At 40.0% G+C, this 25296-nt stretch carries 25 protein-coding genes and 1 pseudogene; 7 read left to right on the plus strand and 19 right to left on the minus strand.

All coding sequences use genetic code 11. The features are described from left to right. Positions 1–172 precede the first annotated feature (172 nt). Positions 173–364: a cold-shock protein gene (locus tag ACW6QP_RS09160; protein WP_457910571.1), complete on the minus strand. Its 192-nt coding sequence runs from the start codon at positions 362–364 to the stop codon at positions 173–175. Positions 365–573: 209 nt separating this feature from the next. Between ACW6QP_RS09160 and ACW6QP_RS09165 the strand changes: the two genes are divergently transcribed. From ACW6QP_RS09165 to ACW6QP_RS09175, 3 genes are read left to right on the plus strand one after another with little or no spacing between them, the layout of a single operon-like run. Then, positions 574–2523 carry a hypothetical protein gene (locus tag ACW6QP_RS09165; RefSeq protein WP_457910572.1) on the plus strand — a complete coding sequence of 650 codons (1950 nt, stop codon included), beginning with the start codon at positions 574–576 and terminating at the stop codon, positions 2521–2523. A gap of 14 nt (positions 2524–2537) precedes the next feature. Continuing rightward, positions 2538–3365: a DUF2490 domain-containing protein gene (locus ACW6QP_RS09170; protein WP_457910573.1), complete on the plus strand. Its 828-nt coding sequence runs from the start codon at positions 2538–2540 to the stop codon at positions 3363–3365. A gap of 31 nt (positions 3366–3396) precedes the next feature. Continuing rightward, on the plus strand, positions 3397–4272 hold the full coding sequence (locus tag ACW6QP_RS09175; RefSeq protein ID WP_457910574.1) for a hypothetical protein: 876 nt from the start codon (positions 3397–3399) through the stop codon (positions 4270–4272). A gap of 4 nt (positions 4273–4276) precedes the next feature. Here ACW6QP_RS09175 and ACW6QP_RS09180 read toward each other — a convergent pair whose 3' ends face one another. The 4 genes from ACW6QP_RS09180 to ACW6QP_RS09195 form a co-directional block, all read right to left on the minus strand. Next, positions 4277–4933 (minus strand): porin family protein, encoded by a 657-nt coding sequence (locus ACW6QP_RS09180; protein WP_457910575.1) that lies wholly within the window; start codon positions 4931–4933, stop codon positions 4277–4279. A 217-nt stretch (positions 4934–5150) separates the two neighbouring features. Continuing rightward, the gene (locus tag ACW6QP_RS09185; RefSeq protein ID WP_457910576.1) at positions 5151–5633 is read right to left on the minus strand and encodes a DUF4168 domain-containing protein; all 483 of its coding nucleotides are present in this window, start codon (positions 5631–5633) and stop codon (positions 5151–5153) included. Between the two features lie 169 nt (positions 5634–5802). Next, entirely contained in the window at positions 5803–7668 is a 1866-nt protein-coding gene (locus ACW6QP_RS09190; protein WP_457910577.1) for a TIGR00341 family protein, read from the minus strand. 107 nt (positions 7669–7775) lie between these two features. Beyond that, entirely contained in the window at positions 7776–9644 is a 1869-nt protein-coding gene (locus ACW6QP_RS09195; RefSeq protein WP_457910578.1) for an alpha/beta fold hydrolase, read from the minus strand. 129 nt (positions 9645–9773) lie between these two features. Between ACW6QP_RS09195 and ACW6QP_RS09200 the strand changes: the two genes are divergently transcribed. Further along, the gene (locus tag ACW6QP_RS09200; protein WP_457910579.1) at positions 9774–10172 is read left to right on the plus strand and encodes a VOC family protein; all 399 of its coding nucleotides are present in this window, start codon (positions 9774–9776) and stop codon (positions 10170–10172) included. On the opposite strand, the gene ACW6QP_RS09205 is transcribed toward ACW6QP_RS09200, so the two are convergent. From ACW6QP_RS09205 to lysA, 6 genes are read right to left on the minus strand one after another with little or no spacing between them, the layout of a single operon-like run. After that, entirely contained in the window at positions 10169–10966 is a 798-nt protein-coding gene (locus tag ACW6QP_RS09205) for an alpha/beta hydrolase (RefSeq protein ID WP_457910580.1), read from the minus strand. The two genes, ACW6QP_RS09200 and ACW6QP_RS09205, sit on opposite strands and share 4 nt — an antisense overlap. Beyond that, positions 10959–12254: a hypothetical protein gene (locus ACW6QP_RS09210; RefSeq protein WP_457910581.1), complete on the minus strand. Its 1296-nt coding sequence runs from the start codon at positions 12252–12254 to the stop codon at positions 10959–10961. The genes ACW6QP_RS09205 and ACW6QP_RS09210 overlap by 8 nt, the downstream gene beginning before the upstream one ends. Positions 12255–12263: 9 nt before the next feature. Beyond that, the gene (locus ACW6QP_RS09215; protein WP_457910582.1) at positions 12264–13040 is read right to left on the minus strand and encodes an acetolactate decarboxylase; all 777 of its coding nucleotides are present in this window, start codon (positions 13038–13040) and stop codon (positions 12264–12266) included. Position 13041: 1 nt separating this feature from the next. Next, positions 13042–13599 (minus strand): 2'-5' RNA ligase family protein, encoded by a 558-nt coding sequence (locus ACW6QP_RS09220; protein WP_457910583.1) that lies wholly within the window; start codon positions 13597–13599, stop codon positions 13042–13044. 4 nt (positions 13600–13603) lie between these two features. Next, complete coding sequence (locus ACW6QP_RS09225; protein ID WP_457910584.1) at positions 13604–14380, minus strand: cyclase family protein; 777 nt, start codon at positions 14378–14380, stop codon at positions 13604–13606. A 47-nt stretch (positions 14381–14427) separates the two neighbouring features. Beyond that, positions 14428–15651, minus strand: a complete 1224-nt coding sequence (gene lysA / locus ACW6QP_RS09230; RefSeq protein WP_457910585.1) for a diaminopimelate decarboxylase — start codon at positions 15649–15651, stop codon at positions 14428–14430. Positions 15652–15917: 266 nt separating this feature from the next. Between lysA and sucC the strand changes: the two genes are divergently transcribed. Both sucC and ACW6QP_RS09240 read left to right on the plus strand, forming a co-directional pair. Then, the gene (gene sucC, locus ACW6QP_RS09235) at positions 15918–17111 is read left to right on the plus strand and encodes an ADP-forming succinate--CoA ligase subunit beta (protein WP_457910586.1); all 1194 of its coding nucleotides are present in this window, start codon (positions 15918–15920) and stop codon (positions 17109–17111) included. 136 nt (positions 17112–17247) lie between these two features. Then, complete coding sequence (locus ACW6QP_RS09240; protein WP_457910587.1) at positions 17248–17571, plus strand: hypothetical protein; 324 nt, start codon at positions 17248–17250, stop codon at positions 17569–17571. A 157-nt stretch (positions 17572–17728) separates the two neighbouring features. On the opposite strand, the gene ACW6QP_RS09245 is transcribed toward ACW6QP_RS09240, so the two are convergent. The 8 genes and pseudogenes from ACW6QP_RS09245 to hutI all read right to left on the minus strand — a co-directional run bounded on the left by ACW6QP_RS09245 (position 17729) and on the right by hutI (position 24002). Continuing rightward, a complete protein-coding gene (locus ACW6QP_RS09245; protein WP_457910588.1) occupies positions 17729–18526 on the minus strand; it encodes an MBL fold metallo-hydrolase in 798 nt (265 codons plus the stop codon). A gap of 85 nt (positions 18527–18611) precedes the next feature. Further along, a complete protein-coding gene (locus tag ACW6QP_RS09250) occupies positions 18612–19070 on the minus strand; it encodes a GNAT family N-acetyltransferase (protein WP_457910589.1) in 459 nt (152 codons plus the stop codon). 71 nt (positions 19071–19141) lie between these two features. Beyond that, a pseudogene (gene arsB, locus ACW6QP_RS09255) lies at positions 19142–20199 on the minus strand (ACR3 family arsenite efflux transporter). A gap of 3 nt (positions 20200–20202) precedes the next feature. Next, entirely contained in the window at positions 20203–20832 is a 630-nt protein-coding gene (locus tag ACW6QP_RS09260; RefSeq protein WP_457910590.1) for a protein-tyrosine-phosphatase, read from the minus strand. Positions 20833–20856: 24 nt separating this feature from the next. Then, the gene (locus ACW6QP_RS09265) at positions 20857–21312 is read right to left on the minus strand and encodes a DUF6428 family protein (protein ID WP_457910591.1); all 456 of its coding nucleotides are present in this window, start codon (positions 21310–21312) and stop codon (positions 20857–20859) included. Positions 21313–21331: 19 nt separating this feature from the next. Next, positions 21332–21667: an ArsR/SmtB family transcription factor gene (locus ACW6QP_RS09270; RefSeq protein WP_457910592.1), complete on the minus strand. Its 336-nt coding sequence runs from the start codon at positions 21665–21667 to the stop codon at positions 21332–21334. A gap of 86 nt (positions 21668–21753) precedes the next feature. Then, positions 21754–22764: a formimidoylglutamase gene (locus ACW6QP_RS09275; protein WP_457910593.1), complete on the minus strand. Its 1011-nt coding sequence runs from the start codon at positions 22762–22764 to the stop codon at positions 21754–21756. Continuing rightward, positions 22764–24002 (minus strand): imidazolonepropionase, encoded by a 1239-nt coding sequence (gene hutI / locus ACW6QP_RS09280; RefSeq protein WP_457910594.1) that lies wholly within the window; start codon positions 24000–24002, stop codon positions 22764–22766. The genes ACW6QP_RS09275 and hutI overlap by 1 nt, the downstream gene beginning before the upstream one ends. 124 nt (positions 24003–24126) lie before the next feature. Here hutI and ACW6QP_RS09285 point away from each other — a divergent pair, with 124 nt between their 5' ends. Further along, positions 24127–25278 (plus strand): trans-sulfuration enzyme family protein, encoded by a 1152-nt coding sequence (locus tag ACW6QP_RS09285; RefSeq protein ID WP_457910595.1) that lies wholly within the window; start codon positions 24127–24129, stop codon positions 25276–25278. Positions 25279–25296: the final 18 nt, after the last annotated feature.

Genomic DNA, 25296 nt, shown 5'->3' on the forward strand with positions numbered 1-25296 from the left:
AATATTATTTTTAAGGATTTCGACAAGTCTATTCTTTAAAGAATTCCTGAAGTCGCTAAAAATAAGGATTGGGGCGGGTTTATTCCAAAACTCAAATTATAAATAAAGCATAAAAAAAGCCCCACATTGCTGTGGAGCTTAAAAGTTTTATAAAACTGTAAATATAACTTGCTTATGCTTGTTGTACGTTTACGGCATTTAATCCTTTTCTTCCTTCTTCAAGGTCGAAGCTTACTTCGTCGTTCTCTCTGATATCATCTACCAAACCGTTTGCGTGTACAAAGTATTCTTTTCCTGTTTCTTCTTCGGTAATAAAACCGAAACCTTTTGAGTCGTTAAAAAACTTAACTGTTCCTCTGTTCATTATAATGTATTTTAAATTTCGTCAAAGATAGGTTTAATAAAAGGATCCGTAGCTAATTATTTCATTTATTTTAATTTTTTTAAAAAACAGGCTTTTTTATTGAAATTTTTTAAATCATATTCTAAGTTGGGCCAGGTTAGATTAAGTTGTAATTAGGAAATTGTAGGCTAGCAGGCTTTATGGTATCTTTGAAGTTATAAAAAAAGTTTATGGGATTTTCACGGTTCATAATATTCGTCGGAGCAATAATTCTCAACATTTCAGGCCTGATAGGACAGGAAAAAAAAATATTTAATAAATCGATTGAACATAATGGTAAAAGATTTCTCGCAAATTTCGAGTATTATACCAAAGGTGGGGATACGATCTTCGATGGTTCCTACTTGCTTACCAGTCAAACTCCTGTTGATAGTGCAGATTTTCCCTTACCCTTTTCTAAAGTAATAGGAAATTATAAAAATGGCGTTCCAGATGGTGAATGGCAATTCAATATTGGTGAGTTTAGTCCCGTAGGTAAGGGAGCTATAAATGATAAGCAATATGGATTTCAAATCAATGGGACAGAGTTTGTAGCTAGAGGCAAGTTTGTAGAGGGAAAAAAAGAAGGTCGCTGGGAATATCTTGAATGGGACCTGGAAAATTCAAGCATACGCGATACGATTCTTTCGGCAGAATTTTCCTTTAAAGATGACAGGGTAGAGGGAGGCTTTAGTATTCAATATGGAAATGAAGTTCTAAAGGCCTCTGTTAATTCCCAAAATCTGGCCCACAAGACCTGGCAATTTTATAAAGACGCCAATACTACTTCCAATAGCTTAACCAAAGAGTGGGTTTTTGATGATAATATATTATCTCATAAACACCTTTATGAAAATGACACCTCTTACGAATTAATTATTGATGGCGGAGAAACTCAACAGGCCTCCAGGGAGGACTTTGAAATTTCAAAAAGATATATGAATATCATTGAGCTAAAAACAGCGGTAAATGACCCCAAACTTGTACAGAGATATAATGCAGAAAATAAATTAAGAGATATTTTTTTCTATGTCATCGAGAACCTCCAAAAATTAGATAGTACTTTTAATACTTGGGAAAATCACCGTATTACTCCTCAAATTAAAACAATTGTTAAAAAGTATCCCTATTCTGATGATGAGGAAATTATATTAACTACACTCCATCAAAACTCAACGATACTCGATAGCCTGGTACAAAAACTAACCACGAATCCGCAGGTCAATCTTACCAGACTTTCTCTGGATGAATTAGATTTAGAAATAAAGAGGCTGGAGTTGATGGATAGTTTGCTTGTTAACCAACTTCGAGAAGTGACTGAAAATTACAGAAACGGCAACCTTGAGTTTGTGGATCGTGAAAAATTCATGGAAAGGAAGGTTTCTGTGATTATGGATCAGCAAGCCAAATTAAGGAAAAATAGACCCCAAGATGAAATCGTATTGTTTTCCAGCCCTGATCTGGAATCGGTAGATTCATCTTCCGAGAAGTTAAAAATTATTTCAGAAATTTTAATACAGGAAGTTCAGCAGCAGGAAAAGCTTATTAATAGTTACCTCGATGAAATTCGACAGGAAGCTAGTTTACTGGAGCTGGAAGCAGTACTAATGGATCGATACGAACAATTGAAAGAAAAAGATTCAATAATAGATCATCAACTTAATGCTTTGGCCGGGTTCGATGTAAATCGTGAATTACAAAATTTCACCGATGCAAGTCTTAAATCATACTCCACTTTAACGCCCAATGAGAAAAGCCAGCAGGTTGAAATTTTTATTGAGTGTTTTACAAATCTGGAAAAACTATATACTGAAATTTGGGAAGTTTCAGATAGAGCAAAACTTGTAGAGGATGCCTATACCAATACAGTTTTTAACCCTTATACTTTTACAAATATGGAAGAAAAGGTAAAAGAACCAATTTTTGAGGCGTACGAAAATCTTATTTTGCCTAAAATGTTCGATCAGTTAAAACATCTTAGTTGTGGCTCTATTGATAATACAAAAAGAAATTTTGCACTTGTCTTCGATGGTATGATAAATGTTTTAAAGCGGTCAACAAAAAAAGAGGAACGTAGAATTAAAAGAATAGATGAGGCATCTAAGGCAGCCGAAATTTTAAATCTCGACCTTAGATTCTAAACCGATTTGCCTACATGAAGAGAAGATTATTTTTGCTATTAATACTCCTGACAATTCCAGCTTATTTCTTTGGTCAGGAATTTCCTGCACCTATTGAACCGAGAGAAAGAGAAAGAACTTTTCAGGATATGGAGACCAACCTATGGTTGGGGTCTTATAATAAGTTCAGGCTTTCAGAGCGTCTATTTTGGAGAGCTGAATTCCATTATCGAAGAGGAAATTATGAGGGACAGCCTTTTGTTGGTCGAATGGCGCAGATATATAACCGGCACGCCCTCAATTATTTGTTTTCACCTAACTTTAATTTTTCCCTGGGTGGAGTATTAAGGTTAAATTTTACCCCAGAACCTGGTGATGAAGATTTTAAATCTGTTGTGCCCGAACCGCGAATTTGGCATGAATATCTTTTTATTATGCCCTTTCCTCGTTTTCAATTATACCATAGATTACGAATTGAACACAGATGGAGTAAATCTAATCGCATAGATGATGATTGGATTTATCGAAACCGGTGGCGGTATAAATTGTATATGAAAATCCCATTAAACAACAGCCAGTTAATCCCCGGAACCGTATATTTTAATCCTGATGTTGAAATTATTTTGCAAAGCGGGAAACAGGTGATAGACAGTCCCGTAGAAGATTTAAGAATTTATCCCTCAATTGCCTATATAAGTAGTCCCCGGGTAACATATTCGGCAGGATTAATGTATACCACTGGCCAAAATATTAATGATGGAAGTTTGTACAGGCAACGCTGGGTTATTCGACTAAATGCTTATATCTCTTTGGATTTCAGGAAGGCAGAAAAACAAATTCCAGAGGTAAGATTACTGGATTAAACCTCTGTAATAACATAAGTATTTTTATTCTATGAACGTAACTAAAAAAACATATAAAACTTCGAGCTTAATTTTAATATTAGGTCTGATAGTAAGTATCGGCCTGATTTATAAATTTTATTATGATTTAAAATTGGCTCAGCGTGAATTAGATAAATCGGGAAATAATTCAGCAAGGGTTCTATCACGCTTAGATTCTCTGGAAAGAAAATCCCGGGCAGACAACTTATTCATTTCTGGTTCGTTTGAAGAAGCCTTGCCAATTTATGAGAATCTTTCTGACGGAGGGAGGTATGAATTATTGGAAAACAGAAAAGAGCAAATACGAAGAACTGAAAGTGCCAAGTTGAGTGCTGAGAAACAATTTGAAAACCTTCGTAATCAAAAGGAAATTCAAGAAACTCTCTGGGCAGTTAGAAGTTTAATGTTGAAGAGAAAACTTGAAAATCAAAAAGATTCCCTACGAAATGATTATAACTCGAGACTTACAAATCTTGAAAAAGAAATTCAGCAAAAAGAAACAGCATTGGCCAAAGTAAAAGATTTTGCCAATCTTAATTTTCAAAATACCAATGGTACCCCTGTGAATTATTTTGGGGAAGTTTTAGCCGGAAAAGCCAATGGAGAAGGAGTAGGAGTTCATAAAACCGGAAATATTTATTTTGGGGAATGGAAAGATAATACGAAACATGGCCGTGGAGTCTATTCCTGGGTAGAAGGCGAACGTTATGAAGGTGAATTTGAAAATGATAAAAGGGAAGGAGAGGGAACTTATTACTGGCCAAACGGTGATAGATATGTAGGTAGCTGGCAAAATGATAAAAGGAATGGCTATGGGAAATTATATGACAAAGATGACAATATAATGCTTGAAGGGGAATGGAAAGATAACGAGCTTATACAGTAATCATCTAATTAAACTTATATCCAACATAAAACTGAAAGCCCCTGTTTTTTAACAATTTCCCGTTATTTGCTTGAATAAATTCTTCGCTGTATTCCTGAATGGAAACAAATCCATAATTATACCGTACCCCAAGTAACCAATTGTCATGAATAAAATATTCCAGGCCGAGTAAGGTTGAATAATCAAAACGCGCCAAGTCTTTTCCTATAGACTTTTTATATTCCCTTCCCATTGAATCGACACCCTTGTATCTTCCTCCAATTAACATAGAAGGTTGAATACCAGCATTTAAGGATAACTTTGGGCTAAGGCTTAAACCAAACATTATTGGAAGGTCTACATAAAATAAATTAAAATTATTAGGTTGATCGCTACTCCAGGAGGCACTTCCTTTCTGGGTAATTAAAAATTCTGCTTTGAAAAAAATAGTTTCCAACCCACTATATTTGGCATAAGCACCTACCTGAAACCCGGGTCTTAGGTTCATCGAGCCATTATTCGAAAGATAAGCTAAATTTACTCCCGATTTCACACCATAACTTTGAGCTTCCTGGGCCAGAAGTGGTGTGAAACTTAAAAACAAGAATACTATGAGGGAGGAGAAAAGAATTCTAAAATGTAAGATCATATGCAATTCATTAAAAGCTATGCCAAGTTTCAAAATTTCGATTTTATATCTCAAATATCCTGCTTTTCACTGAAAAGTCACTTTTTATATTGGAGAAATATCTGTTGAAATTTTCTACAAGGCTTGTTGATTATTGCAACATAAGCCAGTGGTGTATTTTTAAAAACTATCCATCGGTAAATATAAAAAGGAGGGCATTTTGCCCTCCTTGAAAGTGTAATTAAGATTTGACTTAAATTAGTCTGGAAATTTAACCTTGCAACATTTGTTGTAAGCGTTGTTGAAGTTCGGTGTCGGTTTGAAGGGCCATAGCCACTTGCTCATAACGCTCAAGGCTTAGACCTTGTGTTTCAATCACCTGTTCCATTTGAGCTTGAAAATTCTCCTGCATTCCCTGGATCTTTTCAATAGCTTTTCTGTGTTTTTCCTCCTCTTCAGGGGTTACCTCCACTTCGGTTTCTGGATCAAGGGAAGCCTGATGTATTTCATTGAAACGTTTAACGTCAAAGCCTTCAGCTTCAACTGTGGCAAGCATCTTTTGTTGAGCTTCCTGGTTTACTACCATTATTCCCTGATAAGCCTGTGCAAACTTCGATAATTCCTCGTCACTTACATCTATTTTTTCCTGCTGTTGTTGTGGTGCTGGTAATTGTTGTGCATTTACCATGGCCGGACTTGCCGCCAGGAATGCCGATATAGCGATTATTTTTCCAATTTTCTTCAATCTCAACATAATAAAATTAATTTTTAATTAAGCCCCAAAGCTATATAATAGTATTCGGGAGACATAAATTTTAATATTAAATTCTTAGCATTTATGAGGAATTAACATTTTACCAGTTGATCCTTGTTAAACCATCCAGCAATAAAAAAATAAATTTTTGTAAATCTAAAAGCCTCAATCAAAACTGCCTGGCCGAAATCACTTCTAATTCTATGGGTTCCCCAATAGCTTCTTCCATTTGGCGTTTGATATCCATCATATCTTCCTTCTCGAGGTTTTGAGTGCCAACCAGGGTTAGACTTACTTTAAGTGGAGCGCCAAAACGAACCTTTACATCGCGTAAAACCGCTTTATTAAAAGTTGATCCTTCCAGCTGCCGTGTAATACTGGCTTCCTTGGTAATACGATTAAAAGAAAGGGATAGGGGCACCATCACCAAAAGAATAAGAATTAAGGTATATACCAATCCTAATCTTGCTCTTTTAAAGGGTGCAAAACCAAGAACCAAAAATGTGATTCCGGCAAACATAATAATCCCGGCCATATTGGTTAAATAAAGCAGAAAAGCACCCGAAAATACATTCCAGTCCCACCACCCAATTCCAATCCCGGCTACAGCCAGCGGAGGTACCAGGGCTACCGCAATTGCTACCCCGGCCAGGCTCTTGGCAATCCCTTCTTTTGCGTGTGCATAGGCAGCAGCAATTCCCGAGGCTACTGCAATTCCCATATCCAAAAGGGTAGGAGAGAGCCGGGCATCGATTTCAGAAGTTAATACCTGAAGTGGAATAATTAAACTAACCCCTGCAGCAAAAAGCAGGGAAACCCCGGTGCCGATTAATATGGTAATTATACCTTCTTTTAGCATATTGATATCATACCTCACCATTCCCATAGAAAACGAAACAATAGGAGAGATAATAGGAGCTAAAATCATAGCTCCAATAATTACCGGTGAGGAATCGCCAAAAAGTCCGAAGGTGGCAATTAGGGTTGAAAGCACCATCATCACCACAAAGGTCGAGGTGGTTTTGGCATTTTCGCGCAAAACCTTAAAGAGTTCCTGAAATTCTTCAGTGGTAGCCCTGGGCAATAGGGGAAGGGTTCTTTTGCTCAACTCTTCCCGGCGTTCGCCGGTGGGTAACCGATCTATTTTCAGGGTTTTTTTCTGTCCGTCTTCAACTTCACCTTTATAATGCTTGCTTTCCTGGCAAAGTCGTATCGCAGCCGGAACTACCTCAATTTCGATCTTTCTGGCCGAATATTTTTCACCATCTACCGTAAAATCGATATCGGCCTGATTTTCAATTTTTATATTACTGGTTTTGATATATCCTAAAAAGGAAGGCCTGGTGCTCATTTGTCCACGCCGCGGAAGCAAGCTTCTAAATAAAAACCAAAGCAGCTCAAACAGGTTTTGTGGCGAAACCACTAAAATATGAAACTGCCCGTCGTTAACTTTACTCGGTGGAATTATTCTGCGGGCAATCACCGAACTCTCCGGATGTTCTACCGCAATTAAACCTAAAGCCGAAGTATGGATTATCTTCTCATCATTGGCACTCAATAGAAAAGCCCGATGCGAAAGTCCTGAAATTCGGGCTATATTTTTTACAAATGTGGTGACTTCAGAGAAAAATCTATTGGTCTTTTTTTCTTCAGTAAAGATGAATACATTCCGTATGTTCACCGACTGGAATACCGGCCTGCCGTTGCAATATAGCATATCGAGTTTATAAACCTCCTCGCACTTAAGAATGTTCTCCAGGGTTTCTTCAGCTTTTCCTTCAATACCTAAACCCTTAAGGGTAAATTGATTATTAAGATGGGGTAAAATTCCCAGTTTCCAGTTTAATTTGGAGGCCCTTGGCAAAAATTCCCTTAAATATTCATCGCTTAGATAAGCTATGCATAAATCCTCCTCGGTAGGTTTGAAATCGGAATTGGGATATTGAATGAGTTCATATTCCCGCTGTTCCAACAGGGGAATAAATTTCTTTTTTACTTCTTCTGAATCATCAGGATGGTGTAAAAAGTATAGCATAGGCTGGGAAGGCATTTATGCTGCAAGTTAGCTATTATAGCCAGCTTGTTTAAAGATTTAACCTCAATTTTAGACTTGCAGCACGCCTTACTATTTATCGCTGATTTTTATTCGGTCTCTTCTTCCTTTAAATACTTATCCAGAAATTGCCTAATTTGTCGATAACCTTTAATTTCATTCTCTTTTTTAATGAATCCGTGGCCTTCGTCTTCAAAGACTACATATTCTACCGGTACATTATTTTTCTTTAAAGCTTCCACAATTTCATCAGATTCAACCTGAAGCACCCTGGGGTCATTCGCTCCCTGAAGTACCATTACGGGATTTTTTACCTTTTCAGCATGAAAAAGAGGTGACTTATTATAAAGCGCAATCGAATCTTTTACCGGGTCGCCCATTTCTTCATACAAGGCCTCGCGAAATGCTTCCCAATACGGCGGTATTGATTTAAGGGTTCTAAGCCAGTTGGTAACTCCAAAAATGTTTACTCCCGCCTTAAACTCATCGGGGGTAAAGGTCATTGCGGCCATAGTCATATACCCGCCATAGCTTCCTCCAATTATCCCAATTTTATCGGGGTCTATGTAATCCTGCTCCTGCAGCCATTCTTTCCCTGCAATACAATCTTTAAGGTCTACATCACCATGTTTTTTATCGTCCATTTTAAAGAAAGTTTTGCCATAACCACTACTACCCCTATTGTTAACAGCAAGAATGGCATACCCCTGATTTACCAGGTATTGAATTAGGGGCGAATAACCCACACGAGACTGACCGCCTGGGCCGCCGTGTACCCATACCAGGGCCGGTACTTTATTTTGAGCTGTGGCCTGCTGCGGTTTGTAGTAAATCGCCGGTATTTCCAGGCCATCAAAAGATTCGTAACGCACCACCTGAGCTGAAACCAGGTCCTTTTCATCTATTTCAGGATTTAGAGTGTTAGTTAGTTTCTTAAGATCACGGGAGTTGAAATCGTATACATAAATATTGTTGGGAGCTTTTGCCGTACCAATGGTAAGCCTCATTTTCTCTTCTGAATCTGAAATGTTTACCGCCACTATATCCTGATTTGGCATATCGGGTAGGTTTACCTCTTTTCCTGTTGCATTCTCCAGGACGATTAATTTGTTCTTCCCGTCTTCATTAATACCAATCACCCTGTATTTTTCATTTTCGCTCAAATACGAATACATCACATCCCAGTCGGTTTCATAAAGCACATCGATGTTTTCAGATTGTAGATCAAAACTCATTAATTTGGCAAATTCCCCCTGCGAATTAGTGATGTAATAGAATTCATCACCGGCTTTATTAAAACCTGCCGCATTGTATTCCCCGGGAGTATCTGAAATTTCCAGCATTCGATCTTCTTCCTTATTCAATAAATACAATTTGTTTTCGCTGGTGGTAATGCTGCGGGTAAGTGCCAGGAAATTACCATCTTCTGAAATGGCCTGTACACTCAAATTTTCATTGTTTTCATAGACCATTTCACTTTCCCAACTCGAGATGTCCATCAAATACAAATCAAAAAACTGCGGATTGCGTTTGTTGGAGAGATAATAAAACCCCGTTTTTTCCGGATTCCATTTATAGAACTGGGCTTTTTCCTGCTCCCCGGGAGTGAGGTCTTTAGACTTAGCGTCTTTAAAGAGGTAAATATGATTGATCTCGTTCCCACCTTTATCGGCCGAGTAAAGAATCCCGCCATTATTGGGCACATAATCTATAGCAAAAAAAGACTCTTCTGAAGAACTGGTAAGTGGAGTCATTTCTCCTGAAGCAATCTCAATTTCATAGACATTCACGATTCCCGTTTTATCACTGCTTACCAAAAGTTTGGTCTCATCTTCAGAAAAATTCCCGCCAAAGACCCGGGTGTTTTCATAGAATTGTTCGATGCTGTAATTCTTGATGCTGTCCTGAGCTGAAGCTGTAAAGCCGATAAAGCTTAATAGAAAAATAAACTTTTTCATAATTGGTTGTGGTTTTAATTGAATTTTGGTTAAGCGGTTGCGAATGAGGTGATTTAAAATTACGATAATTTTCGAACTTCTATTTGCAGTCTTTTTTCAATCTTCATAACTTCATAAAAAATTCAGGCTATGAAAACCAATCCTTTTAACTTAAAAAAAGACCACGATACCATCCGCGTCAAAAACCTGGAGCGTTCTGCAAAATTCTATGGCGAAGTTTTAGGACTGGAAGAAATTCCCAACGGGGGGCTGGGTTCTCATATTCGCTGGTTTCAGTTTAACGATCGCATCCAGTTGCACCTGGTGCAGGAAGATGTCGAAATTCCGCATTATAAAGGCTTTCATATGGCAATTAGCAGTGATATGCTCGATGCCTTTATAGACCATCTTAAGGCTCACGAAATTCCCTTTGAAAATGGAAAAGGCCAGACCGGGGAAGTTACTTTACGCCCCGATGGAGTACGGCAAATCTATTTTCGTGATCCCGATGGCTATTGGATAGAGGCCAACGATAATGCGCTGGGCTAATTTTCAAACAACCAATTAAAAGCTTTAGGAAAATTCTCGCGCCATAAAGCTTCGTTATGCTTCCCGCCCTCAATAACCTGAAATTTGAAATTTTTCTTCGGAAGTTTTTCTGAAATTATTTTCTTCATTTTTTCAAATTCCTCGATCATTTTCTCGCTTTCCTCAGTCCCGGCGAGGAAATAAAATTTCGAACCCTCTGGAATTTCTGAAACTTTCGCGAATTCATAGATGTCGTCGCTAAACCAGAATGAAGGAGAAAAGACTCCTGCTTTTCCAAAAACTTCAGGGTGTTTTACAGCCGCATAGAAGGAGACTAATCCGCCCAGGGAACTGCCAAAAATACCGGTGTGGGCCGCCTGGGTTTTTGTTCTGAAATTGTTATCGATATGAGGTTTTAGTTCGCTTATAATAAATTCCAGGTATTTTTCTGCCTGCCCGCCGCCGTATTGTTTATTGGCAAAAGGGGTGAGTTCGGCGATGCGATCTTCATTTGCGTGGTCGATGCCCACCACGATAATCTCTGAATCATTCCTTTCCAAAAATTCATCTACTTCCCATTCCCCGGCAAAGGAGGTTTCAGCATCAAATAAATTTTGAGCGTCGTGCATATAGATCACCGGGTAAGATTTTTTTGAGCCTGCATAAGATTCAGGCAGAAACAAGCGTATGTTCCGGCTGTTTTTCATCACGCCCGATTCAAATTCAAATATTTCAATTTGTTTCGAGGCAGTGCTTTGGGCCCCAACTCCCAGGCTAAAAATCATTAAAAACAGGCTGGCTAAATATTTACTCATCAAGCCTGGATTTAGTGGCACATTCAAAACATTGCTGCAAACCGGCACTTATCTTAATCTCCTCTGAACCTTTTAAAGGCTCATTTAGCAGCTCCTTTTCCTGCAAAACCCTGTAAAATTCCCTGGCGTGTTCTTTTAGATTATCCCTACGGCTTTTTATTTTCTGTATAATTTCTTTGGCGTCGAGCTCGCGAATGTTTTGCGGCCAGATCAAAAAAGCCTGTTCGATGGCCTCATCGGTAAGCAATTGCTGAAGAATTTCAGCTTCCTTCAAAAAAATCTCTTCAGCAGTAAAATGAAGAAAATAAACATCGTTAGGGTAAACCAGGCCGGGCATATAATCTATATCTTCTTCAAAGGGTCTCACCAGTGGCTCGATGTGTTCGCTGGAAATGATGCCGGGAATAATCCCGTCTATATTAAAAAAAGCATTATCGCGATCTCCGGCCAGGGGGGTGGCAATCCTTTTACCTTCTATATTCTGAATCACCCAACCCCATTGTTTGGCGTGGCGATCCCAATCTCCTATTAGCAGATCGAATAAACGGGCCCGAACATAGGCGGCTTCGTCAATTTTAAGATTCCCAGTATCATCTTCCTTCCACTCCTGGAGTTTTTTAGTATCTATAATTTCCTCTACACTTTCGAACTGGGTCCAGTTCTTTTTACCTTCGGTTTCATATTCAAGTAAAAACAACCGGTTGCCATACTTCTCATTGTACGCTTCACCCAATACATTTTGTTTTGGAACAAATAACACCCGCGGATGGGTGTGTAGCACCCCTGCCGTATTGGAGAGTTCTGCCACCGCCAGGGCAGCGTATGGATGTGAAGCCGAAATGGCATCTATCACAATGTTTTCGAGACCCAGGTTTCGGGCAAATTGTGGAACGTGGGTAGAGGGGTCCTTGGTTACGCTGCGTAGGGAATACAAAAATCCATCTTTGTCTTCTAACCGCAAAGAATGGGTTTGGGTGCCGCCACCTTCTTTTACAATTTTCATCCCGTCAAATAAGGTATCCAGAAATACCACCGGTACTTTAACCGGGCTGGCCCAGGCCTCGCGATAATTCTCTCCCTGCATCAATGATTTTAAGGCATTAGCTTCATAAAGAGTGCTGGCGGCCAGTAAAACCGAATCGTGCCTGGTAAAATCGGTATTTTCAAGATCGTCCAGATCTTTAATGTTTGCGGTTTCAAATTCTGAATCACTCCCGGAAACAGAAAGATATACCAGGCCCAAAAAGAGCAAAACGATAATGGCCAAAAACCAGAAAATTCTTTTCATGTTAGCTGCTTAAATTCTTATTAGTTTAAAATTAAAGTTTTGACCGATTTCCTTTTTTAAGGTTTTGCTAATTCTTGAGGGAAGGAACAATTGGAAATCTTTTGCACTAAAAATAAGTTTATCGAGATGTCCCATTTTTGACCGGTCTTTAGTCAATAAATGTATATGCAGGTAAGAATCGTGATGGGTGAAAATTCCCTGATGTTTTCGGGAAAAGAAACCCAGGAGGTCTACTTCGGTATTTTCGAGTTCAAAATCTACCTGCCCGGCGTGAGCCTCCTGTGGGGAACTAACCTTGCTGCCTTCAGGTAAATTTTGGATATGGAAGGTTGCTTTTTGAGCTTTTCCGCTAAGTATAAAGACGAAAGCTTCTTCTAAATTCTCATTTTCGGAATCCAGATAATGTTCCAGATCCTTTAAATTTTTAATGCTGTCTGGCAGATCGACTGTTGTCCATTCTTTCACATTCGTATAAACGAAAAAAGGCGCTCTCACTTTAGAGTTTTCTACTATTTCAATATCATTTTCTCCTTTAATTCTCGAGATATAAGTGCTGCCTTCCCAGATAAGTAATTCCCCTCGCAGGCCTTCTTTTGGACCGAGACCGTACAAAGCTTTTTTTGGAAGGCTATCAAGGGCTACTATACCTCCTAATTCTCCCTTCCACATTACATTGCGCATTTCACCGATATTATGAATTTTTGCATCAGGTTCAACATTTTGATTTTCCCGGCAGGAGTTTAAAAGCAGGAGGAAAGAGAGAAAAAGACCAAATTTAATTTTCATATTAATTCGAGGCATTAGAAGCTTGCCCAAATTTAAAGGATTTATACAAATCCCAGGTTTTTCCGTTATGCCTGAATAAAATCAAATGCGTGGCTAAAAATTCAGCTGAAAACTCCTGTTCTTTAAAATGTTCCCAGGCACTAGAGAAATCCTGTAAACTAATATCCCGGGTAGCAAGAGTAATATGCGGGCTAAATTTCCCTGATTGTTTTCCGTTTTCCAAAACTAATTCCCCCTGTAAATTATTTTTTAGATCAAAATGCATTGCTTGTAGGTATTCATTTTCTTCCACGCCAATATATATGGTAGAATTCCCGAAGTGCCCATAATTTTTAAGCTGAATATGAAATGCTTGCTTTTCTTTAGAAAAATCATCTATTATATTTAGCAGGTTCAATTCCATATTTTCTTCCAGGTTAAATGGAATTTGCAGAGTGATATGGGCCGGAAGCCTTAAGGCCCGTTTACAATCATATTGCCGGGCAATTTGCATTTTTAAACTTTCAATTTGATCACTCAGCTCTCTAGGTGGAACAAGTGAAATAAAGTACAGGGGCATTTTTCTATTTTAGAGCGATAATTCGAAGCGGCGCGCCACTTCCTCCCTTAATCTTCATAGGCAGGGCGATAATGCTGAAATCTTTGGCGGGTAATTCTTCCAGGCGGGCAACATTTTCAAAAGCCGGGATATTGTTCTGCATTAAAATCACGTGGGTTTCAAAGTTTTTAGACTGGCCGTAGTCGATACTTGCGGTGTCTATACCTACCACATTTATTTTTCTTTGTTTAACCAGCCATTCGGCTGCTTCTGCCGAAAGCCCGGGAAAATGAAGTTCTGCAACCGCATCCTCTCCACGATTTTGTGTGCCCAGGTATTTTTCAGCATCGGGATAGAACTGCCCAAATCCGGTTTGTAGTAATACGATACTGCCTTCAGGTATTTCTCGATATTCGCTTTCCCAATCCTGCAGGTCTTTTTTTGTGATCTGGTAGTCGGGATACTTCAAGGCGCGATTAGAAATATCGATCTTAACTGCCGGTCCCAGCAAATTTTCCAGGGGAATTTCATCTACGCTTTGCCGGTTTTCAGCAAAATGAATGGGGGCGTCTATATGAGTGCCTCCGTGCTCGGCTGTTGCAAAATTATTGGCTGAATAATAATAACCGGCTTCAGTATGACCTTTGGCAACTTCTTCGAGTTCGAATTCTTTGGCGGTAACCCAGTATAGACTTTCTTCAGAAAAAGACCAGGTGAGATCTACTATTTCTCCCGAAAGATTTTGGGCCTGAATAATCAGGCTTCCGAAGCAAAAAATAAGCAAGAGATAAAAAGCTTTCATAGGATAAAGTTTCCTATGAATTTAACGAAATTCCCTGAAAAAACCGGCTATTCTTTTTCTGCAGTTTCGAAATCTAAAATAACCTGATGTCTTAGCAGGTCATCGAAAGTTTCTCTTTCTCTAATGAGGTGAGCCTTGCCCTGGTACCAGAGTACCTCTGGCGGGCGGTATCTTGAGTTAAAATTGCTGGCCATACTAAAGCTGTAAGCCCCGGCATTGCTAAAGGCCAGGATGTCGCCTTCGGTAATTTCGGCGATACGGCGGTTATTGGCAAAGGTGTCGGTTTCACAAATATAACCTACTACCGAGTAGAAACGCTGTTTCCCGTCGGGGTTGGAAATGTTGTGAATATCGTGATGCGAACCATAAAACATTGGGCGAATTAAGTGATTAAACCCGGTATCTACTCCTGCAAAAACGGTAGAGGTGGTTTGCTTGATCACATTTACACGGGCCAGAAATTTGCCGGCTTCACTCACTAAAAACTTCCCGGGTTCGAAAACAAGGGTGAGCTCCCTGCCATAATCCTTGCAAAAATCTGTAAAGCGTTTAGTTAGTTTTTCACCCAATTCTTCAATATCGGTTTCAATATCCCCTTCAGAATATGGCACTTTGAAGCCACTGCCGAAATCGAGAAATTCGAGATTTTTGAAGTTTTTAGCCGCGTCGAAAAGAATTTCTGAAGCTCTTAAAAATACCTCGATATCCAGAATATCGCTTCCGGTGTGCATATGAATTCCGTTGATGTTCATCCCCGTATTTTCAACGATGCGCAGCAAATGCGGCATTTGATGAATCGAAATCCCAAATTTTGAGTCTACGTGACCCACAGAAATCTTGGCATTTCCGCCGGCCAGAATATGCGGATTGATACGAATACATACAGGAACTTCTGGATGCTTGGCCCCGAATTGTTCTAAAACCGAAAGGTTATCTATGTTGATTTGCGCCCCCAGATTAACGACTTCTTCAATCTCTTCAAGAGAAACCCCATTAGGCGTGTAGATAATATTTTCAGGAGCTACTCCTGCTTTGAGACCTAATTTTACTTCCTGCACCGAAACCGTATCCAATCCACAGCCAATCGAATTTAAAAACTTCAGAATAGAAATATTGGACAAAGCCTTTACCGCATAATGTATGCGCAGGTCGTTTACTTTTCCAAACGCATTTTTTAATCGGTTGTATTGAAAAGCGATCTTTTCGGCATCGTAAACGTATACCGGGCTTCCAAATTCGTTGGCGACAGAGAGCAGGTCTTTATTAGTCATAGCTGGGTAAAAAATTAAGCGGCAAAAATAGGGGAGAAAAGCATACTCCCACAAGCCGAAGTTTCAAAAATAACGAATTCGTTTAGATTGTTAAGAATATGAATTCATAGAAAATCGGGAAAGCAGGGGGAAAGCCTAAAATGAAGCTGAGGTTAAAATATTCTGAATATAGCTGAATTTAAAGGCGATTAAACAAAATTTATTGGTACAATACTTTTGCTTTTGTTACTTTTGTCAACCGTAATTAATACTGAAGAAATCTGATTATGAACATACACGAATACCAGGGAAAAGAGATACTCAATAGCTTTGGCGTTCGCATTCAGCGCGGGATTGTTGCGCACAATGCGAAAGAAGCCGTAGACGCTGCCAAAGAACTAACCGAACAAACCGGAACTGGCTGGCACGTAATCAAGGCTCAGGTTCACGCCGGAGGCCGCGGAAAAGGCGGTGGAGTGAAACTGGCTAAAAACCTGAAAGAAGTTGAAGAAATCGCAGGAGATATTATCGGGATGAACCTGGTAACCCCTCAAACTTCAGCCGAAGGAAAAAAAGTACACCAGGTGCTGGTTGCCGAAGATGTTTACTACCCCGGCGATAACGAGCCAGAAGAATATTATATGTCGGTTTTGCTTAACCGCAGTACCGGTCGTAATATGATTATGTATTCTACCGAAGGTGGTATGGATATCGAAACCGTAGCCGAAGAAACCCCTCATCTTATCTTTACTGAAGAAATCGATCCTTCGGTTGGTTTACTTCCTTTCCAGGCCCGTCGCATCGCCTTCAACTTAGGCCTAAGCGGAACCGGATTTAAGGAAATGGTGAAATTTGTAATGTCATTATATAAGGCTTTTGAAAAGTCTGATTCTTCACTTTTTGAGATCAACCCGGTGTTGAAGACCAGTGACGATAAAATTATGGCTGTAGATGCCAAGGTAACTCTTGATGATAACGCGCTTTTCCGTCACAAGGATTATGCTGAAATGCGAGATATTCGTGAAGAGAATCCTACCGAGGTTGAAGCTAAAGAAGTTGGCCTAAACTATGTAGATCTTGACGGAAATGTTGGATGTATGGTAAACGGTGCCGGACTTGCGATGGCCACTATGGACCTTATCAAACAAGCCGGTGGTGAACCAGCCAACTTCCTTGATGTGGGTGGTACTGCCGATGCAAAAAGAGTAGAGGAAGCTTTCAGAATTATTTTGAAAGATGAAAAAGTTGAAGCTATTCTTGTAAATATTTTCGGGGGAATCGTTCGTTGTGACCGTGTTGCCCAGGGTATTGTAGATGCCTATAAAAATCTTGGAGATGCCGTAAACGTTCCTATCATCGTTCGTTTACAGGGAACCAATGCCGATATCGCCAAAGAACTAATCGATAGCAGCGGACTTAAGATCCATTCTGCTGTTGAATTCCAGGAAGCTGCCGATAAGGTACAGGAAGTTCTTAGTTAAGAAAATTTGATTTTAATACTTTAAGAGCCGCTCGAAAGCGGCTCTTTTTTTTTAAAATAAAATTTAAAAAATTATAGAGTTGTAACAAGCCATCTTCATAATAATCTTTAGGTTATAATCTTAAAATCAAGTTATTATGAAAAATTTGAGAATTTTTATGATGGCTGCAGCTATAAGTCTGGCTGCAATGGGTACGGCCGAAGCCGGACCTAAAAAGCCTAAATCAATTCAAAAGGAATTGGAAATTATGTTGCACGCCGCGCAGCTAAAATTTGAGGAGGACGTAACGGCTGAAATCGTTTTTACCTTCAACAAGAATCAGGAACTGGTGATTTTAAGCGTAGAGACAAATGAACCCGACCTGGCCCACCTAATAAGACAAAGATTAAATTACAAAACTGTAGAAATGCCTGCTGTAGTAGCTAATTCTTATGTACTTCCTGTAAGAATTAAAGCTTAAATCAATCAATCAAAGAACGTAATGAATTTGCCCCGATTCATCCCCGGGAGATCAACCCTGCTTTTAGCGGGGTTTTTTATGGAATAAAATTAATCATTCGTCAATAAAAAACCCCACAGGCCCGGGCCTGTGGGGTGCAACATAGAAAACTCTGAATTTATGAACGATTGGGGTACCAGTCTAACTGTACCACTTCAATATCATTATTTTCTTCAGCTACGAGATTTTTAAATTTTTCAACATCGGCCAGGCCGTCCTGCCCGCGATAGTGATAGGGATACACCTGTTTGGGTTTGAAGTCGAGAACAGCATCTGCCGCCTGTTCCACGCTCATCGTATAAGGTAGGTTCATACAAACCAGCGCATAATCTATATTTTCGAGTTGTCTCATCTCGGGGATGTCTTCGGTATCTCCTGAAATATACATTCGCTGCCCGTCTTTCTCGAGTAGATACCCGTTACCACGACCTTTGGGATGCCTGGAATCTTCGGTTTCGGGAAGATTGTACATAGGGATAGCTTCAATTTTTATTGAATTTAATTCGGTACTGCTTCCATTGTTAAGTACCTGGACATATTGCTGAAGGCTTTCCGGTAATTCGTTTTTTACTGCTTCAGGAGCGATGATGTTAACCCCGTTCAGGTTCATAGCTTCAAGGGTTTCAGCATTCATATGATCACCGTGAATATCGGTGATTAGGATAAAATCGGGTTTCTCCTTATCTGAAAACAATTCGGCCCCGCCCACAGGATCGGTATAAAAAATCACATCGCCCCAGCTAATCACCGCGGTGGCGTGAGAAATAGGGTCAATAGTGGGAGTAGCCATTTCAGTTGAGGATGAATTCTCTTCAGAATTCGCCATCTCCTGATTTTCCTGGCTGGATTCAGACTTATTCTGCTTACATCCAATTATTAATAAAGCAGAGAAAAATAGTAGTAAAGATTTTTTCATAATTAGGCTATTGAAAATAAGATTTCAAATTTATAAGCCTAATTTACAAATTCATATGAAAATGTTTTGGAGCTTTAATAAAGGTTTAGGAAAGATCTAAGCGCATTTTTATATCACCGCGGGAATACGGATTGTTCTCACCTATCGGAATTTCTTTAAAACCATACTTTTTATAAATAAAAATTGCATTCTCCAATTTGCGGTTCGAATAGATAATAAGGTGGTCCCAACCCTGGTTTTTAGCAAAATCAAGCGTGTGTTGCATAAGTTTTTGGCCCAGTTTTTTTCCCTGGTATTCGGGAGTGATAGCCATTTTTGTCAATTCAAAAATGGCTTCTTCCATTTTCATCAGTGCAACGCAGCCAATGATTTGCTCAGCATCTTTCACGAAAAATATGTTTCCCCCGGGATTGATGATATATTTTTCAGGATTGCCCAAAACCTCTTCATCATGGGGTTCTATCCAGAAATATTTTTCCAGCCAGGCAATATTTAAGTCTTTAAAGGCCTTGGCATACTGGGGTTGGTAAGCTATAATTTCCATTAGATTGCTTCAGAAATGTAACGACACTATTTAAACTTTGCTGTTGTCGCCTTGATTAAGCCTCAAAGATACTACTCTGATTGAAGTTTTAGTTTTCCGCCGTAATATTTTTTCCGAAGCCAAAATGAGACCCTCACCAATAATATTAAGGCCGGCACCTCTACCAGAGGACCGATGACCCCGGCAAAGGCCTGTCCTGAATTTAAACCGAAAACTGCAATAGCCACGGCTATGGCCAGTTCAAAATTATTCCCGGCGGCAGTGAAGCTACAGCTGCATTTTTATCGTAATCGGCCCCGGTAGCTTTGGTTACGAAAAAACCGATTAGGAACATCAAAGCAAAATAAATGAGTAGCGGGATGGCGATAATTACTACATCCATAGGAATTTCTACAATGAGTTCGCCCTTTAGGGAGAACATCACTACAACAGTGAAAAGAAGTGCGATTAGAGTCAATGGTGAGATAGCAGGTATAAATTTATTTCTATACCAGGCTTCGCCTTTTAGCCTTACAAGGATCACCCGGCTAAGAATTCCCATTAAAAATGGAATTCCTAAATAAATTGCCACACTTTCAGCAATGGTGCCTATAGAAATATCTACGATGGCCCCTTCAAAGCCAAAGTAGGGGGGAAGCACGGTAATAAGAATCCAGGCATAAAAGCTATAAAAGAATACCTGAAATACGCTGTTTAAGGCCACCAACCCGGCCCCGTACTCACTGCTGCCTTCGGCAAGGTCGTTCCAGACCAATACCATTGCGATGCAACGGGCCAGGCCAATTAAAATCACTCCCACCATATATTCAGGGTGGTCCTGAAGAAAAATAATAGCGAGGAAAAACATCAAAACCGGGCCTATAATCCAGTTTAATAACAGAGAGACCGAAAGTATTTTGAGATTTTTAAACACCTTAGGTAAAAGCGCATAATTTACCTTGGCCAGTGGCGGATACATCATAAGGATTAAGCCTATGGCGATTGGAATATTGGTGCTACCACGACTAAATGAATCTATAAACCCGGCAGAATCGGGATAAAAATAACCTATACCCACGCCCAAGGCCATCGCCACAAAGATCCATAAGGTTAAGTAGGAATCAAGAAAACCTAGTTTTTTGGTTGCCATTTCTTAGTTCTTAATATTTGAAAAAACATAAAACAATTCGGAGGCAATTTGCCGGCTGCGCTCCAGGTATTTTTCTTCCTGTTCCCCTGTGCCATCAAATGCTTTTGGATCGTCGTAAGTGATGGGAATTCTTTTTTCGGCGCCCGCAATAAAGGGGCAGCCGGCATCGGCCTGGGAGCAGGTCATAATAGCTGCAAAATTCGCTTCCGGATTGAAAAAGTGATCATAAACCTTCGAAAATCCAATTACCGGGGCGTCATTCTTACCAAACTTAATAGCATAAACCGGATTTTTCTCTTCTGAAATTTTCTGGATTTTAAAACCCTGAATCTCCAGAGTTTTGGCCGCCATAGGGAAAAGTGCTGTAGCTTCGGTTCCGCCGGAATAGGCCTGGAGGTGGTATACCCCAAAATATGCAGCCAGGCATTGAGCCCAAACCTGTGAAAGATGGCTTCTGCGAGAATTATGGGTGCAAATGAAATTAAGGGAAATGGGTTCTTCTGCATCGATTTTAGCCTGAATAAAATCAATTAAGGGCTGCAGGATTTCTTTTCGTTCTGCAGATATTTTTGAAATCGGGAATTGTTCGATTTCCTTAAGAATTTCGGGAAAAATTCTATTGGTTCTGGTCATAAAAAGTAAATTTCTGAAAATTGATTAGCAGCAACCTGAACCGGGAGCACAGGTGGTTGTATTATTTTTTGTAGTCAGCTGGCTTTCGGGGATCCCGCATTTATCTTTTGCCAAACAATCGGTTTGGGTGGAAGTGAGGAGAAAGTTCCAACCATCATAATCCAAACCGAATTTTTGAATGGTTTCACCCTGATATTCCACCTCAATATCCTGATCTTTTAAGTTTAGCTGTTTTTCTGAAAGTTCGATTATGTGCAATAATTTTTCAGGATGCAACCTGTGATCGTAATCATTCGCATCCCAAAGTTGAAAATTGATCTTTTCTTCTTTGCGAAGAACCCCGCCGCAGTCGATGAAATGCTTACGTATTTTCCCAATCTCGGTGACGTGAAAATGCCCCGGCACCAGACTGCCATCGGGTAACTCAAATTGAATCTGGCTGGCAGATTTGAGAATTTCTTTTATTTCTGAAAGTTTCATAAAGTAATTTTTAAAATGATTAGCAACAATCTTCAATTTCGGGTGGCTGAAATTCATTGAAAATTCGGTTGAAATTTTCTTTTATCTCCTGCCAGCGTTGAGCATCTATACAATAGCATACCCTGTTCCCTTCAATATTTCCCTGAATAATCCCAATATCTTTCAGTTCCCGTAAATGCTGACTAATAGTAGCCTGCGCCAGGCCGAGTTCATTCACCAAATCACCATTTATGCAGGAATTAGACTTCAGTAAAAATTCCAGAATGGCCAGCCTTGCCGGGTGAGAAAAAGCCTTTGCTGCCAGTGCCATTTCATTTTGCTTTTCGGTAAATAGATTGGATTTTGTAATTCCCATAATATCTCTATAAATCTATATTGCAATATTACGATATAAATAAATACACCTAGCTAAAATTTGCAGGTTTTTTTATTCGGCTTTATCTAACGCTCTAAAAATGCGCGGTTGGCATCGCTAATAAAAAAGCCAAGCGCCTTTCCGGTTTGGAAATCGGAGTTCTGTTTTGGAGCTGCTTCACAAATATGCAAATAGCGACATTCAGGCTTTTTGATCGCAATTTCCAGCAGCTGTCTGGTCGTATTTAAGTCTAAACCCGACGGAGTTTGAGCGCTGGAAGGAAAGCCTGAAATAGCATCGCAATCTAACTCCAGTCCAAAGTCATCATCCCGAACGAACTCCAGAGAATCCTCGAATTCTGCAATTATTTCTGAAGGATTTTTTCCCAGAAGCTCTTCCATTAGCTTGAAATTCATATTTCTGGCCAGCTTCATTTCATCAAAAATATATTGGGGAGTGTAATTTTTAGCCAGGCCAAAAACAGAGTATTTTTCCAAAAAACCTTCTTCGCGGGCATAGCTGAATCCGTTCCCACTGTGACGATGCTCAAGGCGGCGAAGATCGGTATGGGCATCGATATTCATCACATTAATTGGTTTTTTAAGCGCCAGGGCCGTTCCCCTTATGTTTCCAAAAGCATTGTTATGTCCGCCGCCAATTATAATGGGAAACTTTCCGCCTGCAACAATTTCACTTATGAGGTCACTCACTTTTTCATCTATAGCTGCAACCAGGTCTCCAAGTTTTTTAAAGTAATTTGGGTCTGAAACATCAATATTCCCGGCTTTTTCCATTTCGACCTCGCAGGATAATTCACCCAACAAACAAATATTTCCAGGAGAATTGAATTCGTTTTTTTGAATATTCAGCAAGCTGCTTAAGGCCGCTTCCCAGGCCTTGCTGGTTCCGGCTTTTCCGTGGTTGGCACGAACCCCAATATCTTCAGCAATTCCCAGCAGAACGATTTTTGCCGGGCAGGAACCCAAATCCTTAAGCTCATTTACAAAATGAAGTGCCTCCCCAAATTTGGTTTCCCCTTCTCTTTTTGAAATAAGTTTTTCGATATCCCGAAACCGGTAAATTTTAAGCTGATCCATTAATTAAACTTTTTTCCGTCCAGATAAACAGACTCGATTGAATTGGTACCGAAAGCATAGGGAAGAAAAGCATAGGAGGGAATCTCTTTGGTGAGTATAAAATTCGCCTTTTTTCCTTTGGTGATGCTGCCGTGAGACTGGCTTAATTCCATCGCATAGGCTCCGTTTAGGGTAGCTGCATTGATGGCTTCTTCAGGAGTCATTTTCATCTTGATGCAGGCCAGGGAAACCACCAGGTTCATATTACCGCTGGGGGTGCTGCCGGGGTTAAAGTCGGTTGCCAGGGCCAGGGGTAGACCGGCATCAATAATTTCGCGGGCCGGAGTATAAGGGATGCTTAAATATAAGGAACAGGTGGGGAGTGCCACCGGCATAGTATCTGTAGCTTTTAATGCTTCGATATCTTCTGGACGCATTACTTCCAGATGATCTACGCTAAGGGCCTTATGTTTTACACCTGCCTGTACCCCGCCAATTGCCTGAAACTGGTTGACGTGAATCTTGGGTTTCAGGTTAAATTTTGCAGCTGCAGCAAGCAGTTTTTCGGTGTCTTCTACCGTAAAATATCCTTCCTCGCAAAAAATATCTATGTATTCGGCCAGGTTTTGTTCAGCTACTTTTGGCAGAATTTTGTCGATGACCATAGCTATATATTTTGCGGTATCTCCATTGTATTCCTTCGGAAGAGCGTGTGCTCCCAAAAAAGTAGATTTGATACTAATGGGGTAATTTTTCTTCAATTTTTTTATCACCCGCAGCATTTTAAGTTCGGCCTCTTCAGTAAGCCCATATCCCGATTTAATTTCAACAGCACCGGTGCCCAGGCTCATCACTTCCTCCAGTCTTTGAGCCGATTGCAGGTATAAATCATCTTCAGAAGTTTCCTGCAGGGTTTTAGCAGAATTTAGAATTCCGCCGCCGCGTTTGGCGATTTCTTCATAGCTCATTCCATTGATTCTGTCAACAAATTCCTGTTCCCGGTTGCCGGCATACACTATATGCGTGTGGGAATCGCACCAGGTGGGCAGGATGATTTTTCCGCTAGCATCGATAGTCTCATCGGCTTTTAACTTAGGAAGGGAATCCATTTTGCCGTAATCGCTAATTTTATCGTCTTCTATAAGCAGCCAGGCATTTTCCAGTACCGGCAGTTCTTTCATCTGGGAACCCGATATTTTTTCAGGGGCCTCGTCGCGTACCTGTAGAAGGCTTTTTATATTGGTGAAAAGTGTGGTCATTTGGTTAGTTTTTTTAAATCATAAAGATAGGAAAGCTCAAAGAAATACAATAGTAATGCTGCTTAACTAAGTCTATATGCTTAATTTAGAGCTTTTAATTTTTAATTCTAAATCTCAATTTTAAATGAGTCTAAGAAAACCGGGTCTCAATACGATTTGTACCCATACCGGAGAACTGGAAGATAAAGTTTTTAAGGGGGCAGTTTCTCCTTTGTATATGTCTACTTCTTACGCTTTTGAAGATGTTGAAAAAAAGCGTTATCCAAGATATTTCAACACCCCCAATCAGGTGGCCCTGGCTCAAAAAATGGCTGCTTTAGAACATGGGGAGGCTGCATTGATCTTTGGGAGCGGAATGGCAGCAGTAAGTACTTCGCTTATGGCCTTTTTGCATTCGGGTGATCACGTGGTGTTCCAGGATAGTCTTTATGGCGGCACTAGCAATTTAATCACCGAAGAATTTGGCAAATTTGGCATTGAATATTCTTTCGCAAAAGATGTGGACGCAGCTTCTTTCGAGGAGCAAATTAAGCCGAATACCAAAGTTATATACATAGAAACCCCATCGAACCCATTATTAAAAATCACCGATGTGGAAGCCATTTCGAAGCTGGCCAAAAAGCATAATTTGGTGAGTATGATCGATAATACTTTTGCTTCGCCGGTAAATCAAAACCCCATCGATTTTGGAATAGACGTGGTGATACATTCAGCCACCAAATATATGGGGGGACATAGCGATATTTTGGCGGGTACCGTGATTTCTTCTGAAGAAAAAATCGATAAGATTTTTCAGCTGGCCAAGAATTTTGGCGGAAGCCTTAGCGATTATACGGTGTGGCTGTTGGAGAGAAGCCTGAAAACTATGGGGATTAGGGTGAAGGCGCAGAACGAAAATGCGATGAAAATGGCAAATTTTCTCAAGGAGCATCCCGATGTAGCCGAGGTGTATTACCCCGGGCTTAGCTCACATCCCGGTCACGAAATTGCCAAAAATCAAATGAAAGGTTTCGGCGGAATGCTGTCTTTTGAATTAAAAGAAGGCCTGGACGCCGATTTGTTTCAGAAGAAACTCAGGCTTGTAAAATCTTCTATGAGCCTGGCCGGAGTAGAGTCTACAATTCTTTCGCCGTGCAAAACTTCACACGCTTTACTTTCAGAAGAAGAAAGGCAAAAGCAAGGGATAAGAGAGGGCTTGTTGAGATTCTCGATAGGGATTGAGGAGTTTGAAGATCTTTCTGAAGATATCGAACAGGCACTGCAAGCGATTAAATAAGATTTACAAAAATTAGAA

The sequence above is a fragment of the Salegentibacter haimaensis genome (genome assembly GCF_054121495.1).